At 63.6% G+C, this 13,896-nt stretch carries 12 protein-coding genes and 1 tRNA gene; 11 read left to right on the forward strand and 2 right to left on the reverse strand.

The features are described from left to right. The first annotated feature begins 9 nt into the window (after positions 1 to 9). The 6 genes from ACSQ84_RS07710 to ACSQ84_RS07735 all read left to right on the forward strand — a co-directional run bounded on the left by ACSQ84_RS07710 (position 10) and on the right by ACSQ84_RS07735 (position 9,753). Positions 10 to 3,156: an efflux RND transporter permease subunit gene (locus ACSQ84_RS07710; RefSeq protein WP_436211003.1), complete on the forward strand. Its 3,147-nt coding sequence runs from the start codon at positions 10 to 12 to the stop codon at positions 3,154 to 3,156. Beyond that, entirely contained in the window at positions 3,156 to 6,269 is a 3,114-nt protein-coding gene (locus tag ACSQ84_RS07715) for an efflux RND transporter permease subunit (protein ID WP_436211004.1), read from the forward strand. Before ACSQ84_RS07710 ends, ACSQ84_RS07715 begins: the two co-directional genes overlap by 1 nt. Before the next feature lie 57 nt (positions 6,270 to 6,326). After that, positions 6,327 to 7,070 (forward strand): tRNA-uridine aminocarboxypropyltransferase, encoded by a 744-nt coding sequence (locus tag ACSQ84_RS07720; protein WP_436211005.1) that lies wholly within the window; start codon positions 6,327 to 6,329, stop codon positions 7,068 to 7,070. A gap of 150 nt (positions 7,071 to 7,220) precedes the next feature. Then, positions 7,221 to 7,571 (forward strand): hypothetical protein, encoded by a 351-nt coding sequence (locus ACSQ84_RS07725; protein ID WP_436211006.1) that lies wholly within the window; start codon positions 7,221 to 7,223, stop codon positions 7,569 to 7,571. 148 nt (positions 7,572 to 7,719) lie between these two features. Continuing rightward, positions 7,720 to 9,552: a carbamoyltransferase family protein gene (locus tag ACSQ84_RS07730; RefSeq protein ID WP_436211007.1), complete on the forward strand. Its 1,833-nt coding sequence runs from the start codon at positions 7,720 to 7,722 to the stop codon at positions 9,550 to 9,552. Between the two features lie 127 nt (positions 9,553 to 9,679). Beyond that, positions 9,680 to 9,753 (forward strand) — tRNA-Cys (locus tag ACSQ84_RS07735). A 74-nt stretch (positions 9,754 to 9,827) separates the two neighbouring features. Here the strand turns inward: ACSQ84_RS07735 and ACSQ84_RS07740 are convergent. Further along, positions 9,828 to 10,007, reverse strand: coding sequence for a hypothetical protein (locus ACSQ84_RS07740; RefSeq protein WP_436211008.1), 180 nt, complete (start codon positions 10,005 to 10,007; stop codon positions 9,828 to 9,830). A gap of 254 nt (positions 10,008 to 10,261) precedes the next feature. Between ACSQ84_RS07740 and ACSQ84_RS07745 the strand changes: the two genes are divergently transcribed. Next, positions 10,262 to 10,519, forward strand: coding sequence for a hypothetical protein (locus ACSQ84_RS07745; protein ID WP_436211009.1), 258 nt, complete (start codon positions 10,262 to 10,264; stop codon positions 10,517 to 10,519). A gap of 3 nt (positions 10,520 to 10,522) precedes the next feature. Here the strand turns inward: ACSQ84_RS07745 and ACSQ84_RS07750 are convergent, their stop codons facing one another. After that, the gene (locus ACSQ84_RS07750) at positions 10,523 to 11,182 is read right to left on the reverse strand and encodes a TetR family transcriptional regulator (protein WP_436211010.1); all 660 of its coding nucleotides are present in this window, start codon (positions 11,180 to 11,182) and stop codon (positions 10,523 to 10,525) included. 96 nt (positions 11,183 to 11,278) lie between these two features. On the opposite strand from ACSQ84_RS07750, the gene ACSQ84_RS07755 reads away from it, so the two are divergent. The 4 genes from ACSQ84_RS07755 (at position 11,279) to ACSQ84_RS07770 (ending at position 13,761) form a co-directional block, all read left to right on the forward strand. Further along, positions 11,279 to 12,100 carry an NmrA family NAD(P)-binding protein gene (locus ACSQ84_RS07755; RefSeq protein WP_436211011.1) on the forward strand — a complete coding sequence of 274 codons (822 nt, stop codon included), beginning with the start codon at positions 11,279 to 11,281 and terminating at the stop codon, positions 12,098 to 12,100. A gap of 2 nt (positions 12,101 to 12,102) precedes the next feature. Continuing rightward, positions 12,103 to 12,588, forward strand: a complete 486-nt coding sequence (locus tag ACSQ84_RS07760; protein ID WP_436211012.1) for a DUF1772 domain-containing protein — start codon at positions 12,103 to 12,105, stop codon at positions 12,586 to 12,588. Between the two features lie 357 nt (positions 12,589 to 12,945). Further along, positions 12,946 to 13,176, forward strand: coding sequence for a hypothetical protein (locus tag ACSQ84_RS07765; protein ID WP_436211013.1), 231 nt, complete (start codon positions 12,946 to 12,948; stop codon positions 13,174 to 13,176). A gap of 387 nt (positions 13,177 to 13,563) precedes the next feature. Continuing rightward, on the forward strand, positions 13,564 to 13,761 hold the full coding sequence (locus tag ACSQ84_RS07770) for a hypothetical protein (RefSeq protein WP_436211014.1): 198 nt from the start codon (positions 13,564 to 13,566) through the stop codon (positions 13,759 to 13,761). Positions 13,762 to 13,896 lie beyond the last annotated feature (135 nt).

Genomic DNA, 13,896 nt, shown 5'->3' on the forward strand with positions numbered 1-13,896 from the left:
GACGCAACCATGAGCGTCTCCGAACCGTTCATCCGCCGGCCAATCGCGACCTCGTTGCTCGGGATCGCGCTGTTGATCGGCGGCGCGCTGGGCTACTGGGCGCTGCCGGTGTCGGCACTGCCGCAGGTCGATTTCCCAACCGTGCAGGTCACGACCCAACTGCCCGGCGCCAGCCCCGAAGTGGTGGCGTCGCTGATCACGGCGCCGCTGGAGCGTCAGCTCGGCCAGATCCCGTCGCTGTCGTCGATGCAATCGACGAGTTCGTTCGGCGTCAGCCAGATATCGCTTCAATTCGATCTCAACCGCGACATCGACGGCGCCACCCAGGACGTCCAGGCCGCGATCAACGCGGCTGCCGGCATCCTGCCCAGAAACCTGCCGTATCCGCCGACCTACGCCAAGGTCAACCCGGCCGATGCACCGGTCATCACGCTGGCGCTGACGTCGGAAACGATCTCGCTGCGCGCGATGAGCGATATCGCCGACACGATCCTGGGGCAGCGGCTTAGCCAGATTTCCGGCGTCGGCCGCGTCGCCGTGCTGGGCGGATTAAAGCCTGCGGTGCGGGTGCAGGCTGATCTGGCTCGGCTCGCCGCCTACGGCATTTCGATGGAGGATCTGCGCGCCGCCATCGCAGGGGCCAATGTTTCCGGTCCGAAGGGATCGCTCGACGGCGCGCAGCAATCCTACACCATCGCCGCCAACGACCAGATCGCGGCGGCGGAAGCCTACAAGCCGATCATCATCGCCTATCGCAACGGCGCACCGGTCACGATCGGCGACGTCGCCATCATCATTGACGGGCTGGAGAACAACCGCACCGGCGGCTGGTACCAGGGCACGCCGGCCGTGATCATCGACATCCAGCGGCAGCCCGGCGCCAATGTGATCGACGTCGTGCGCCAGATACGCGAGGAAATTCCAAAGGTGCAGCGCGCGATCCCCGCGGGCGTCAAACTGACCATCGTCAGCGACCGCACCGTCACCATCCGCGCTTCCGTCCACGACGTGCAGTTCACGCTGATCCTGAGCGTGGTGCTGGTGACGCTGGTGGTGCTGTTGTTCCTGCGCTCGCTGCGCGCCACGCTGATTGCGGGCGTGGCGCTGCCGCTGTCGCTGATCACGAGCTTCGGGATCATGTATTTCGCGGGCTTCAGCCTCGACAATCTTTCACTGATGGCGCTGACAATCGGCACCGGCTTCGTGGTCGACGACGCCATCGTGATGATCGAGAACATCGTCCGCCACATGGAGGACGGCGAGTCCGTGATGGAGGCCTCGCTGAAGGGCGCCAAGGAAATCGGATTCACCGTGATTTCGCTGACGGTGTCGCTGATCGCGGTGTTCATTCCGCTCTTGTTCATGTCCGGCCTGGTCGGCCGCATGTTCCGCGAGTTCGCGCTGACGCTGACGATTGCCGTTGTGACGTCGGCGGTCGTCTCGCTGACGCTGACGCCGATGATGTGCTCGCGGCTGCTGAAGCATGTTGGCGAAGAGATGACGGTGCCGGGGCTCGCCGCCGTCAGCCGCTTCATCGATCGCACGGTCGAACTGTATCACCGCTCGCTGCTGTGGGTGCTGCAGCGCCAGCGCGCCACGCTGGTGGTGACGTTCCTCACCATCGTCGCGACCCTGGTCATGTACGTGGTCGCGCCAAAAGGCTTTTTGCCGCTGCAGGATACCGGATCGATCACGGCGGTGACCGAGGCCGGGCCCGACGTGTCGTTTGCGGAGATGCAAAGCCGTCAGATGGCGGCGGCGGCCGCGATCCAGGCCGATCCGGATGTGGTCGGCGTGGTCTCGGTGATCGGCGCGGGGTCGGTCAACCCGACCACCAATGTCGGCCGCCTGGTGATGACGCTGAAGCCGCGCGGCGAGCGGCGCGACGATGTTTCGGCTGTGATCGTGCGGCTGAAGCAGCGCACGGCATCGATCCCCGGCATGACCATCTATTTCCAGCCGGTGCAGGATGTGCAGATCTCGACGCAGTCGAGCCGTTCGCAATACCAGTACACGCTGACCGGCACCGATTCCGCCGAGGTGACGAAGTGGGCCAACAGGCTCGTCGCGGAAATGCGGCGGGATCCGTTGTTCCGGGACGTCTCGTCGGAAGCTCAGGAGGGCGGCTTGCGTGCCGCGCTCGACATCGACCGGCAGCGCGCCGGCCAACTCGGCGTCAGCCTGCAGGTTGTCACCGACACGTTGAACGACGCCTTTGCGCAGCGGCAGATCTCGACCATTTACGGGCAGGCCAACCAGTATCGCGTGGTGCTGGAAGCCATGCCGATGTACCAGCGCGACCCTTCGATCCTTTCGAAGCTGTACGTGCCGGGCGTCGCGGCGACGCCGGGAAGTCCGGCCGGGCAGGTGCCGATCTCGGCGATCGCTACGCTGACGCGCACCACCGCGCCGCTGGCGATTTCGCATCACGCTCAGTTCCCCGCCATCTCGCTCAGTTTCAACTTGGCGCCGGGCGCAGCGCTCGGCGACGCCGTCGAGGCGGTCAAGTCGATCGAAACCCGGATCGGCATGCCCGGCAGCATCGTCGGCGTCTATGCCGGTGACGCGGCCGAATTCGCGAAATCGCTCGCCGGGCAGCCATGGCTGATACTTGCCGCGCTGGTCACCATCTACATCGTGCTCGGCGTGCTCTATGAGAGCTACATCCACCCGATCACCATTTTGTCGACGCTGCCGTCGGCCGGCATCGGTGCCATCCTGGCGCTGATGCTGTGCGGGCAGGACCTGTCGGTCATCGGCCTGATCGGCATCATTCTGTTGATGGGTATCGTCAAAAAGAACGCGATCATGATGATCGACTTCGCCCTCGAGGCGGAGCGGCATAAGGGCATGTCCGCGAACGAAGCGATCGTGCAGGCCTGCTTGCTACGCTTCCGCCCGATCATGATGACGACCTTGGCCGCCCTGTTCGGCGCGCTGCCGCTGGCGCTGGAAAGTGGCACCGGCGCGGAATTGCGGTTCCCGCTCGGCGTCTCGATCATCGGCGGCTTGCTGCTGAGCCAGTTGCTGACGCTCTACACCACGCCGGTGATCTATCTGGCGCTCGACCGGCTCAACCGCAAAATCGAGAAGGCGGTGCCGGAGCCGGGGCCTGCCGGGCCGCCGGTCGCCGGCGCCACCGAGGGGATGCAGTAATGGCATCGATCTCGATCTCGGAACCCTTCATCCGCAGGCCCGTGGGCACCACGCTGCTGGCGATCGGGCTCTTTCTGGTCGGGGTCGTCGCCTACGTGTTCCTCCCGGTCTCGGCGGTCCCCAACGTCGATTTTCCGATGATCCGGGTTTCCGCCACACGCCCGGGCGCCGACCCCTCGATCATGGCATCGACGGTTGCTGCCCCGCTGGAGCGGCGGCTCGGACAGATTTCCGGCGTCGATCAGATCACCTCGACCAGTTCACTCGGCACCACCAGCATTCAGCTGCAGTTCGCGATCGGCCGCAACATCGATCGCGCCGCGCGCGACGTGCAGGCGGCGATCAACGCCTCGCTGGCGGATTTGCCGACCGACCTGCCGTCACTGCCACGCTTCCGCAAGGCCAATCCGTCGGCGGCTCCGGTATTCGTGCTGGCGCTGACGTCGAAGACGCTGACGACGAGCGCGATGTACGACGTCGCCGATACCGTGATCGCGCAGCGCATCTCGCAGGTCCCGGGGGTGGGCGAAGTGACCGTCAGTGGCGCGGACCAGCCCGCGGTACGGATCGCGCTCAACCCGGTCGCGCTCTCGAACGCCGGTATCGCCACCGACGACGTCAGGCTTGCGATCGTCAACTCCAATCCGCTCGGCCCGGTCGGGATTTTCAATGGCGGCCGCCAGAGCGAGACAATCTCGACCAACAAGCAGATGCGCACGGCGGCTGAATTCCGCGACATCATCGTCAAGAGTTCCGGCGGCAATTTTGTCCGCCTCTCCGATGTGGCTGACGTCGAAGACTCCGTGCGCAACAGCCGCTCGATCGCCTGGTTCAACAAGCAGCCGGCGGTGCTGATCCAGATCACCAAGCAGGGCGACGCCAACGTCATCGATACCGTCGACCGGGTGAGGGCGCTGCTGCCGGATTTGAAGCAGTGGCTGCCCGGCGGCGTCGAGATTTCGACGCTGGTCGACCGCACCGGCACCATCCGCGCCAGCGTGCTCGACATGCAATATACCCTGCTGGCGACCGCGTTCCTGGTCATGGTGGTGGTGTTCGCCTTCCTGCGGCGGTTGACGCCGACGATTGCCGCCGGCGTCTCGGTGCCGCTGGCGCTGGCCGGCACCTGTGCCGGGATGTGGCTGGCCGGTTTCTCGATCGACAATCTGTCGCTGATGGCGCTGGCGATTTCGGTCGGATTCGTGGTCGACGACGCCATCGTGATGATCGAGAACATGTACCGCAATCTCGAGCAAGGCATGGCGCCGCTTGCCGCGGCGATGGAAGGCGCCAGGCAGATCGGTTTTACGGTGCTGTCGATCAGCCTGTCGCTGATCGCGGCCTTTACGCCGCTGATCTTCATGGATGGCATCGTCGGGCGATTGCTGCGCGAGTTCTCGCTGACGCTGACCTTCGCCATCGTGGTGTCGACCGTGGTGTCGCTCACGGTCACCCCGATGATCTGCGCGCATTTCATCAAGCAGGCGACATCCGATCGTGCCACCTGGTTCGACCGGCTGGTCGAGGGCACGCTGTCGCGCACCGTGTCGTTCTACACCTGGACGCTGCGGCGCGTGCTGGAGTTTCCGTATCTCACCTTGGTCGTGTTCTTCGCGACCATCGCGCTGACGGTGGTCCTCTATATCAAGACGCCCAAGGGATATTTCCCAACCGACGACAGCGGCTTCGTGATCGGCGCCACGCGCGCGTCCCCCGACACTTCATTTCAGGCCATGCTCGGCCTGCAGCAACAACTCGCCGACATCGTCATGGCTGACCCTGCGGTTGCGGGAATCGGCTCCTCGCTCGGCAGCGGCGGCGGTCCCGGGGGCGGCGGCTCCAACCGCGGCAGCATGTTCATCAGCCTGAAGCCGCCGGAGGAACGGGCGGGGCAGTCGACTGCCCAGGTGATCGATCGCCTGCGCCGGGCGCTCTATCGCGTCGCGGGCATCCGCCTGTTCATGTTTGCGGCTCAGGATATAAGGACCGGCGGACGGCAGAGCGATTCCGATTATCAATATACGTTGTCGAGCACTGACCTCGATCTGCTGCAGAAATGGGCCCCGCTCGTCGGCAAGCGCATGGAAACCGTCGAGGGCATTACCGACGTCTCCAGCGACCGCGATCCCGGCGGGCTGCAATTGCAATTGGTGATTGACCGCAAGACGGCCTCGAGCCTCGGCGTTCGCGTCCAGGACATCGACAACGCCTTGAATAACGCGTTCGCGCAGCGGCAAATTTCGATCATCTATACCCAGCGCAACCAGTACATGGTGGTGCTGGAGATCGATCCGAAATTCCAGGCCGACCCGTCGAACCTGGAACGCATCTTCGTCGCCGGCGCCAACGACGCACAGGTGCCGTTATCGGCCGTGGTGCGCTACCAACGCGGCCTGTCGCCGCTGGCGGTTTATCACTCGCAGTCGTTCCCCTCGACGACGGTGTCGTTCAACCTGCTGCCTGGCGTGCCGCTCGAGGTCGCGACCACCAACATCCAGCGGGCGGTCGACGAATTGCACATGCCGGAGGGCATCCGCGGCAGCTTCGACGGCAATGCCGGCGACTTCAACAAGACCAGCGGCCGGCAGCCGCTGCTGATCCTCGGCGCGCTGGTGGCGATGTATATCGTGCTCGGCGTGCTCTACGAGAGTCTGGCGCATCCCCTGACCATCATCTCGACACTGCCGTCGGCGGGCCTCGGCGCGCTGCTCGCGTTGCAGCTGACCAACACGCCGCTGACCGTGATCGCCTTTGTCGGCATCATTCTTCTGATCGGCATCGTCAAGAAGAACGGGATCATGATGGTGGATTTCGCGCTTGACGCCGAACGCCACCGCGGCCTGTCGTCGGCTGACGCGATCTTCGAGGCCTGCACCGCCCGGTTCCGGCCGATCCTGATGACGACGCTGGCGGCGTTGTTCGCCGGCATTCCCCTGGTGATCGCGACCGGCCCGGGCACTGAACTGCGCCGGCCGCTCGGAATCACCATCATCGGCGGATTGTTCGTGTCCCAGATCCTCACCCTGTACACGACACCCGTGATCTATCTGCTGATCGACCGGTTGCGGCGGCGCTGGTCCGAACCGGCCGTAATCCAGGCGCCGGCGGAATAATTGCCGGATCGGCCCTGAATTGTTGATGGGGTGGGCGGCGAAGCGTATAGCGGGCGGATGTCAAAGAATCCCCAATCCAAGGCCGATGCCGACGAAGACATGGTGCCGGAATGCCCGGACTGCGGCAAAGCGCTGCCGCTGTGCATCTGCGAGAGCATCACGCCGATCGAGAACAAGGTTTCGCTCCTGATCCTGCAGCATCCGCAGGAACAGGACCGCAACCTCGGCACCGCGCGTCTGACCGCGCTGCATTTTGGCGATGCGGTGCTCAAGATCGGATTGTCCTGGCCAAGCCTCTCCAAGGCACTGGGACGGCCGGTTGACGATCCCTCGCGCTGGGCGGTGCTGTATCTCGGTTCCGCCAAGGTCAGCGATCTCGACACCGAAAGCGAAATCGTTGCGATCAACCGCAAGGGCGAGATCGAGCCGCATCAGCGCGCCATCCTCAGCGATATCGAGGGCATCGTGCTGCTCGACGGCACCTGGAGCCAGGCCAAGGCGCTGTGGTGGCGCAACGCGTGGATGCTGAAATGCCAGCGGGTGATTCTCGGGCCCAAGCGCCCGTCGCGCTATGGAAAGCTCCGCAAGGAGCCGCGTGCCGACGGACTGGCCACGATCGAGGCCGCGGCGATGTTGCTGGCAGGGCTGGAAAAGCGGCCCGACATCGCCGAGACGCTCAACGGCTGTTTCGAACGGCTGCTGGCGCGCTACCGCGAGGTGCAGACCAGCATGCCGGAACTGGCGCCGAAGCCGAAGAAGCGCGATTGGCGTCGCAAGGGGGTTAAAGCCCGTGCCAAATAGTGCTAGCGAAGGGTAGAGGAACGATCCGTAAAGCCGCCATGTTGCCTGCCACCAAAGCCGACGAGAGCACCAGAATGTCCGATGCAATCGCTTGAGTCACAACATGACGAGGTTGTCGTCGGGCCAAGCGACCGCAATTTCGGGTTCACGATGGCCGTGGTCCTTGCACTGATCGGCGGTTACGGTCTCTACAAGGGGTCGTCTTATGCGCCGTTCTGGCTGAGCGGCGCCGCGGTGTTCGCAGGCTTGACCCTGTGGCGCCCGCAAACGCTGAATCCGGCAAACCGGGCCTGGCTGAAGCTCGGGTTGCTGATGTACCGCGTGGTCAACCCCGTCATCATGGCCTTGCTTTTCTTTGGCACGATCCTGCCCATTGGGCTGGCCATGCGCCTGTTCGGCAAGGATTTCCTCAAACTCGCAAGGGATCGTTCGTCGCCGACCTATTGGTTACCACGCTCCGATCCGAGACCACCATCTGAATCCATGCGGCAGCAGTTCTAGGGTCGTCCAATGTCGTGCTGGCGCGAGCCATTTGCCTTGATCCGGGACCGCTTTTTGGTTCGCGCGATGCCTGCATTAGGGGACTGCCGGCCGTGACCCAGGGCTTAACGCTGGCGCCGTTCGTCCGCACCGTGTTTTGAGTGGCGACGTGCGCATCCTCGGGCTCTCGGCATTTTACCACGACAGCGCCGCAGCTTTGCTGGTGGACGGCAAGATCGTCGCCGCCGCTCAGGAAGAGCGGTTCTCGCGCAGGAAGCACGATCCGAACTTTCCGGCTGCCGCGATCCGCTATTGCCTGTCGGCGGCCAACATCAACGCCAGCGAACTCGACCATGTCGTGTTCTACGAAAAGCCGTTCCTCAAATTCGAACGCCTGCTCGAGACTTACCTCGCATTCGCGCCGCGTGGCTTTCAGTCGTTCCGGAAGGCAATCCCGGTCTGGCTGAAAGAGAAGCTGTTCCAAAAACGCCTGCTCCGCGACCAGCTCCTCGAGATCGACGACAGCGTCGACTGGGAAGCAAAACTGCTGTTCGCCGATCATCATCAGAGCCACGCGGCGTCGGCGTTCTTTGCCTCGCCGTTTGCCGAGTCCGCGATCCTGACGCTCGATGGCGTCGGCGAGTGGACGACGACGTCGGCCGGCTACGGCAAGGACAATGCCCTCGACCTGACGCGCGAGATCAACTTCCCGCATTCCGTCGGGCTGCTTTATTCGGCCTTCACCTACTACACCGGCTTTCGGGTCAATTCCGGCGAGTACAAGGTGATGGGCCTGGCGCCCTACGGCGAGCCGAAATATGCGAAAATGATCCTCGACCATGTCGTCGACCTCAAGGATGACGGCAGCTTCCGGCTCGATTTGCAATATTTCGATTATTGCACCGGGCTGACCATGACCAACGGGCGGTTCGACAAGCTGTTCGGCGGCAAGCCGCGCGATCCGTCCGAGCGCCTCGACCAGCGCCACATGGATCTGGCCGCATCCGTGCAGCAGGTGACGGAAGAGATCGTACTGCGGCTGACCCGCAGTCTGGCGCGCGAGGGGCAATCGGAGAATCTGTGTCTGGCCGGCGGTGTGGCGCTGAACTGCGTCGCCAACGGAAAAATCCTGCGCGAGCGCACCTTCAAGAACATATGGGTGCAGCCCGCGGCGGGTGACGCCGGCGGCGCGGTCGGCGCGGCGCTGGCGGCGTACTATCAGTTTGCCGGCAAGCCGCGCGCGGCGCCCGCCGGCGATGCCATGGCGGGTAGCTATCTCGGGCCGTCCTTCGCGCAGGCAGAGATCGAGCAGCGCCTGGCGCAGGCGGGGGCGGTATTCTCAACGCTCTCCGATCAGGCGCTCATCGATGGCACCGTCAGGGCGCTGGTAGCGGAGAAGGCGGTCGGCTGGTTCCAGGGGCGGATGGAATTCGGCCCGCGCGCGCTGGGGGCGCGCTCGATCCTCGGCGATCCCCGGTCGCCGCGCATGCAGAGTTCGCTCAATCTGCGGGTCAAGTTCCGCGAAAGTTTTCGTCCCTTCGCGCCGGCCGTGCTGCGCGAGGACGTCGCGGAATGGTTCGAACTCGACGGCGACAGTCCGTACATGCAGATCGTTGCCGACGTGCAGCCGAAACATCGTCGGTCCGCCAATGCCGGGGACGAAAAGCTGTTCGGTATCGAGCGGCTCAATATTCCGCGGTCCGATATCCCGGCCGTGACCCATGTGGACTATTCGGCGCGGATACAGACCGTTCACGCTGACACCAATGCGCGATTTCACGCGCTGCTGACCGCCTTCAAGGCCGAGACGGGGTGTCCGGTGCTGGTCAACACCAGCTTCAACGTTCGCGGCGAGCCGATCGTGTGCACGCCGGAAGACGCGTTCCGCTGCTTCATGGGCAGCGACATCGAGGTGCTGGTGGTCGGCAATTGCTTCCTGAACAAGGAGGACCAGCCGGAATCGCTGAAGCTTGATTACAAGAACGCGTTCGAGCTCGACTGATCGGACGGTGAGGCGGCGCGCACGGCAGAAACAATCAGACCGTGTCGATTTGGTAACCAGCACGCACAAGGTTGACGCGGCTTGGTTGCCTATCCCCTGCAGGGCGTATATGAGTGCGCCCCGATGGGGCCACGTGGCGGAGTGGTTACGCAACGGTCTGCAAAACCGTGTACACCAGTTCAATTCTGGTCGTGGCCTCCATCCATATAATCAATAACTTAGGTCGATTATATCAGAAGCCGGTCGAACTTCAGGCCGTTGCCCTGTTCGATCGCTTAGCAGGACGCGTACCAGCCTTCAGGAAACGGAACCAGCGGCCAGGGGGCGCTGTTGTCGTTGGCAGGGCGCGGCGATTGATAAAAGGGCAGGGTCTGGGCCAAGAAATCATCCTCCGGTATCGGCGCAATGGCCGTTTTCACGGCGTCCAGCAATACATCGAACTCAACTTCGCTCATCGCACTCTCCGGGGTTCCAGAGCGCACGATCTCAAAACTGATTTGTTTCCGGATTGAGCGGATCGATTCAATTTTATCGATCGGCCAACCGCGGCAAACGTAGTTACTAAATTATTGACTTCCCCGGAGGCACGGTAGACGCGCGCGTCTCGCATTCAGTGTGCGAAAAATCACATTCCACGAAAATTAATCCGCGTATTCGGTCTGATGACGCCCGTGCTGTCAAGCCGGGCCCCGACCAGGGAGATGCGGCCATGAAGACGCACTTGGCGCGAGTTGGAGCGGTACGCAGCCGGATCCGCCGTGCTTCGAGGGTCGGTCTGTTCCTCGCGCTCTTCGCAGCTGGGTCGGCTCACGCCCAGCAGGGCACACCCGAACAGCGCCGCGCCTGCACGCCCGACGTCTACCGGCTTTGCGCCGCCGAAATCCCCAACGCCCGCGCCATCACCACCTGCCTGCGCCGGCAAAAGGGCAGCCTGAGCCCGGCATGCGCGGCGGTGTTCGAGCAGTAAGAATCACATCTCCAGCGCCGCCAGATTCTTCGGCAGCATCTGCTTGAACAGCGTCAGCATACGCGCGGCTTGCTTTGGCTCCAGCGCGATCGCGTGGCGCACGGCGGCTGCGATCAGCGTCATGATCAGTTGCGAAAACGACGCCAGCGCAGGCGAGGGCGCGTTCGGCGCAATACGCCGCAGCGCCTCCTCGAGCAGGCCGGCGAGATAGGCGCCGTCTTCCTCGTCGAGTTTTTGCAGCGCCCGGTCGGCCTGGGTGGCCTGCCAGATGTCGCGCATCACGGGTTCGTCGTTGAACATCCGGTAATAGCTGTCGACCATACGACAGAGCGCCGGATGGAGGTCCCGGGTACCCTTCACCGCCGCCAGGTCGCGGCGGACGCAATCGCGGCCGATCGCATTGTAGCGCTCCGCCAGTGTGCCGATGATCGCCGTCTTGTCCGGAAAATATTGATAGAGCGAGCCGAAGGCGACGCCGGTCCGCTCGACAATGTCGCTCATCCGGAACGCTTCGCTGCCTTTCTCGGCCATGACTTCCGCCGCACTTTCAAGGATGCGCTCGAACCGCTCGCGGCTGCGCTGCTGCGTCGGAACCAGCCGCGCCAGCCCGCCTGGCGCGCCGGCCCCAGCCAGGCCCGCTCCGGTTTTTTTCTTCGCCGCCATCCGCCCCTCCAAAAACGCCTTGACGAACTCAATACGAGAGTTTATCGCATTTTACAAATGCGATATATCCTCGTGTTTAACGGAAGGAGAATTCCGATGTCGCCACTCCCGATCCTGATCATTGGCGCTACGGGCAAGACCGGCGCGCGCGTCAACGCGCTGCTGCAGGCGCAAGGCGTCGCCACCCGTCCGGTTTCACGCTCCACGGCCACGCCGTTCGACTGGAATAATCCGCAGAGCTGGCCGGCCGTGCTGGAGGGGGTATCCAGCGCCTATGTTACCTATCAGCCGGATCTGGCGGTCGAGGGAGCGACCGAGGCGATCACCGAGCTCAGCCGGCTGGCGCGCGAGCAGGGGCTACGGCGCGTCGTGCTGCTGTCGGGCCGCGGCGAGCCCGGCGCGCAACGCGCCGAAGCGGCGTTGCAGGCCTCCGGCGTGCCATGGACCGTTGTTCGCGCCAGCTGGTTCAACCAGAATTTCTCGGAAGGCTATCTGCTCGACGGCGTCAAGGCAGGCGAGGTCGCGCTGCCGGCGGGCGCGGTGCTTGAACCCTTCATCGACGCCGACGATATCGCCGACGTGGTGGTGGCGGCACTCAACGACGAGCGTCACGCCGGCAAGCTCTACGAAGTGACGGGTCCGCGCGCGCTCTCCTTTGCGCAGGCCGTGGCTGAGATATCGGCCGCCGCCGGCCGGCCGATCGCCTACCGGCAGGTTGCGCCGGAGGCGTTTGCCGCCGGCATGCGGCCGTTTGTGCCCGAACAGACCATCGCCCTCATGGACGAACTCTTCACCGTCGTGCTCGACGGGCGCAACAGCAGCATTGCCGATGGCGTCGAGCAGGCGCTCGGCCGTCCCGCCCGCGATTTTTCCGAGTATGCCCGCAGGACCGCGGCGACCGGCATCTGGAGGGCCTGACCATGCTTCAATCGCTCATCACAGGACTGCTGTGGTTTTCTGCGATCGGTTGCGGTTTGCTGGCGGGACTCTACTTCGCCTTCTCGACGTTCATCATGACCGCGCTCGGCCGCATCGGCCAGGCGCCGGGCATCATGGCCATGAACGCGATCAACGCCGTGATCGTGCAGTCGCTGTTCATGCCGGTCTTCCTCGGGACGACGCTGGCGAGCGTCTTGCTCGCGATCGCAGGCTTGGTTCGCTGGGGCGAGCCTGGCGCCGCGGCGATGCTGGCCGGCGGCATACTTTATGTGATCGGCATGTTCGTGTGCACGATCGTCTTCAACGTGCCCTTGAACAACGCGCTGGCTGCCGTCGATCCCGCCAGTCCCGAGGCCGCACCGCTATGGGCGCGCTATCTGACCGATTGGACGCTGTGGAACCACGTCCGCACGATTTCATCCACGCTGGCGTGCGCGCTGTTCATCTGGGCGATTGCGGTGAGATAGGGGTGAGGGTGGCGGTAACTGGCTCCCCGGGCTGGATTGAGGGTACCGCCTTAAGCTACTGAAATATCCTCATATTTCGAAAGGCTGTCCGGCGAAAGGCCCACAAATAGGCCCACAGCGACTCGCCCGAAACGGCCACGCCGCCGATGAAAATATTTTTCGTCCCGGGCGGGCAGGGCCTTCGCCGCGCACTCGCCACCCCTTCCGATACCGCGCAGCGCTTGATCGGCCGTGCGCTTGTCGTCCTCGGTTGAGCGGGAAATTGGGTACCCCTGATGGGTCACCAAAGGTTCCTTGCCGGGAACCAAGGGCGTTATAAAGTTCCGTCGTCGGTGGACCTCTCAGCAGAGCTGCCAGATGGGTGAATATCAAGCCTACGTCACGGGCGACGATGGCCAAATCGAGCGGCGCATCGATCTAGCCTGTGCCGACGATGACGCAGCTAAGGAACGGGCTGAAGCGCTGGTAGACGGTCACGCCATCGAGCTATGGCAAGGGGACCGCAAGATAGCGACGTTCGAACCCGATCCCCTGAAAACTGGAAAGGCTACCGGCTGGATCAAGAGCGAGCTACGGCCGCCGGACTAAGGGCCCCCTCAGTTGGTGCCCCTTAACTCACCGTTAATTCCATGGCGCGACGATCCTCGCATGCGAGTGTTAGCAGCCACGATAGTTGCTCTCCTGGCTCTCAATTTTGTGGATGAGCATTTTAACAACGCCCACTTCACCAAGGCGGCGAAGGTCTTTGCTTATCAGATTGCCAGATCGTTCGGCTAACGGCCGCCTCAGTTGGCGGCTCGCCAAATTTGATTTTGGCAGTGGCCTAGGTTTTCGACGGTGGATGGGTACTGGCCGCTTTCCCTCTCACCGGTCCATTTTGAGTGATCCGGATCACGGACCGGGCCCGTCGGATTGAACTACCCCTCATCGGCTCGGGGCATTGATGCTCCGGGCAACAAACCGGAGGGATACGCTGTGGAACACACCATCGAATTGAACGGGCAGACCGAGGCGCTGACCGACAAGGAGCTTTCCCTCGTACAGGGCGGCGGCATCGGCAGCTTCCTCACGCAGTTAGGCCAGGACATCAAGGATATGCTGTCCACCGGCCACAGCGGCGGCGGCCGCCGCGACGGCCATCGCAATTCCGGCATAGCCGCTGGTACTAGTTGATCGCCACATCAAGCAGCCTAGAGGCCGCCTCAGTTGGCGGCCTCTTTCAATTCCCAAGCCGCTGAGAAGAAGCGGCCCCAGCACGGGGCCGGGGGGCTGAAGCTGGGACCGCCATTCCAACCGCTAGCGACGCAG

It is taken from the genome of Bradyrhizobium sp. LjRoot220, assembly GCF_964252915.1.
GTDB lineage: Bacteria > Pseudomonadota > Alphaproteobacteria > Rhizobiales > Xanthobacteraceae > Bradyrhizobium.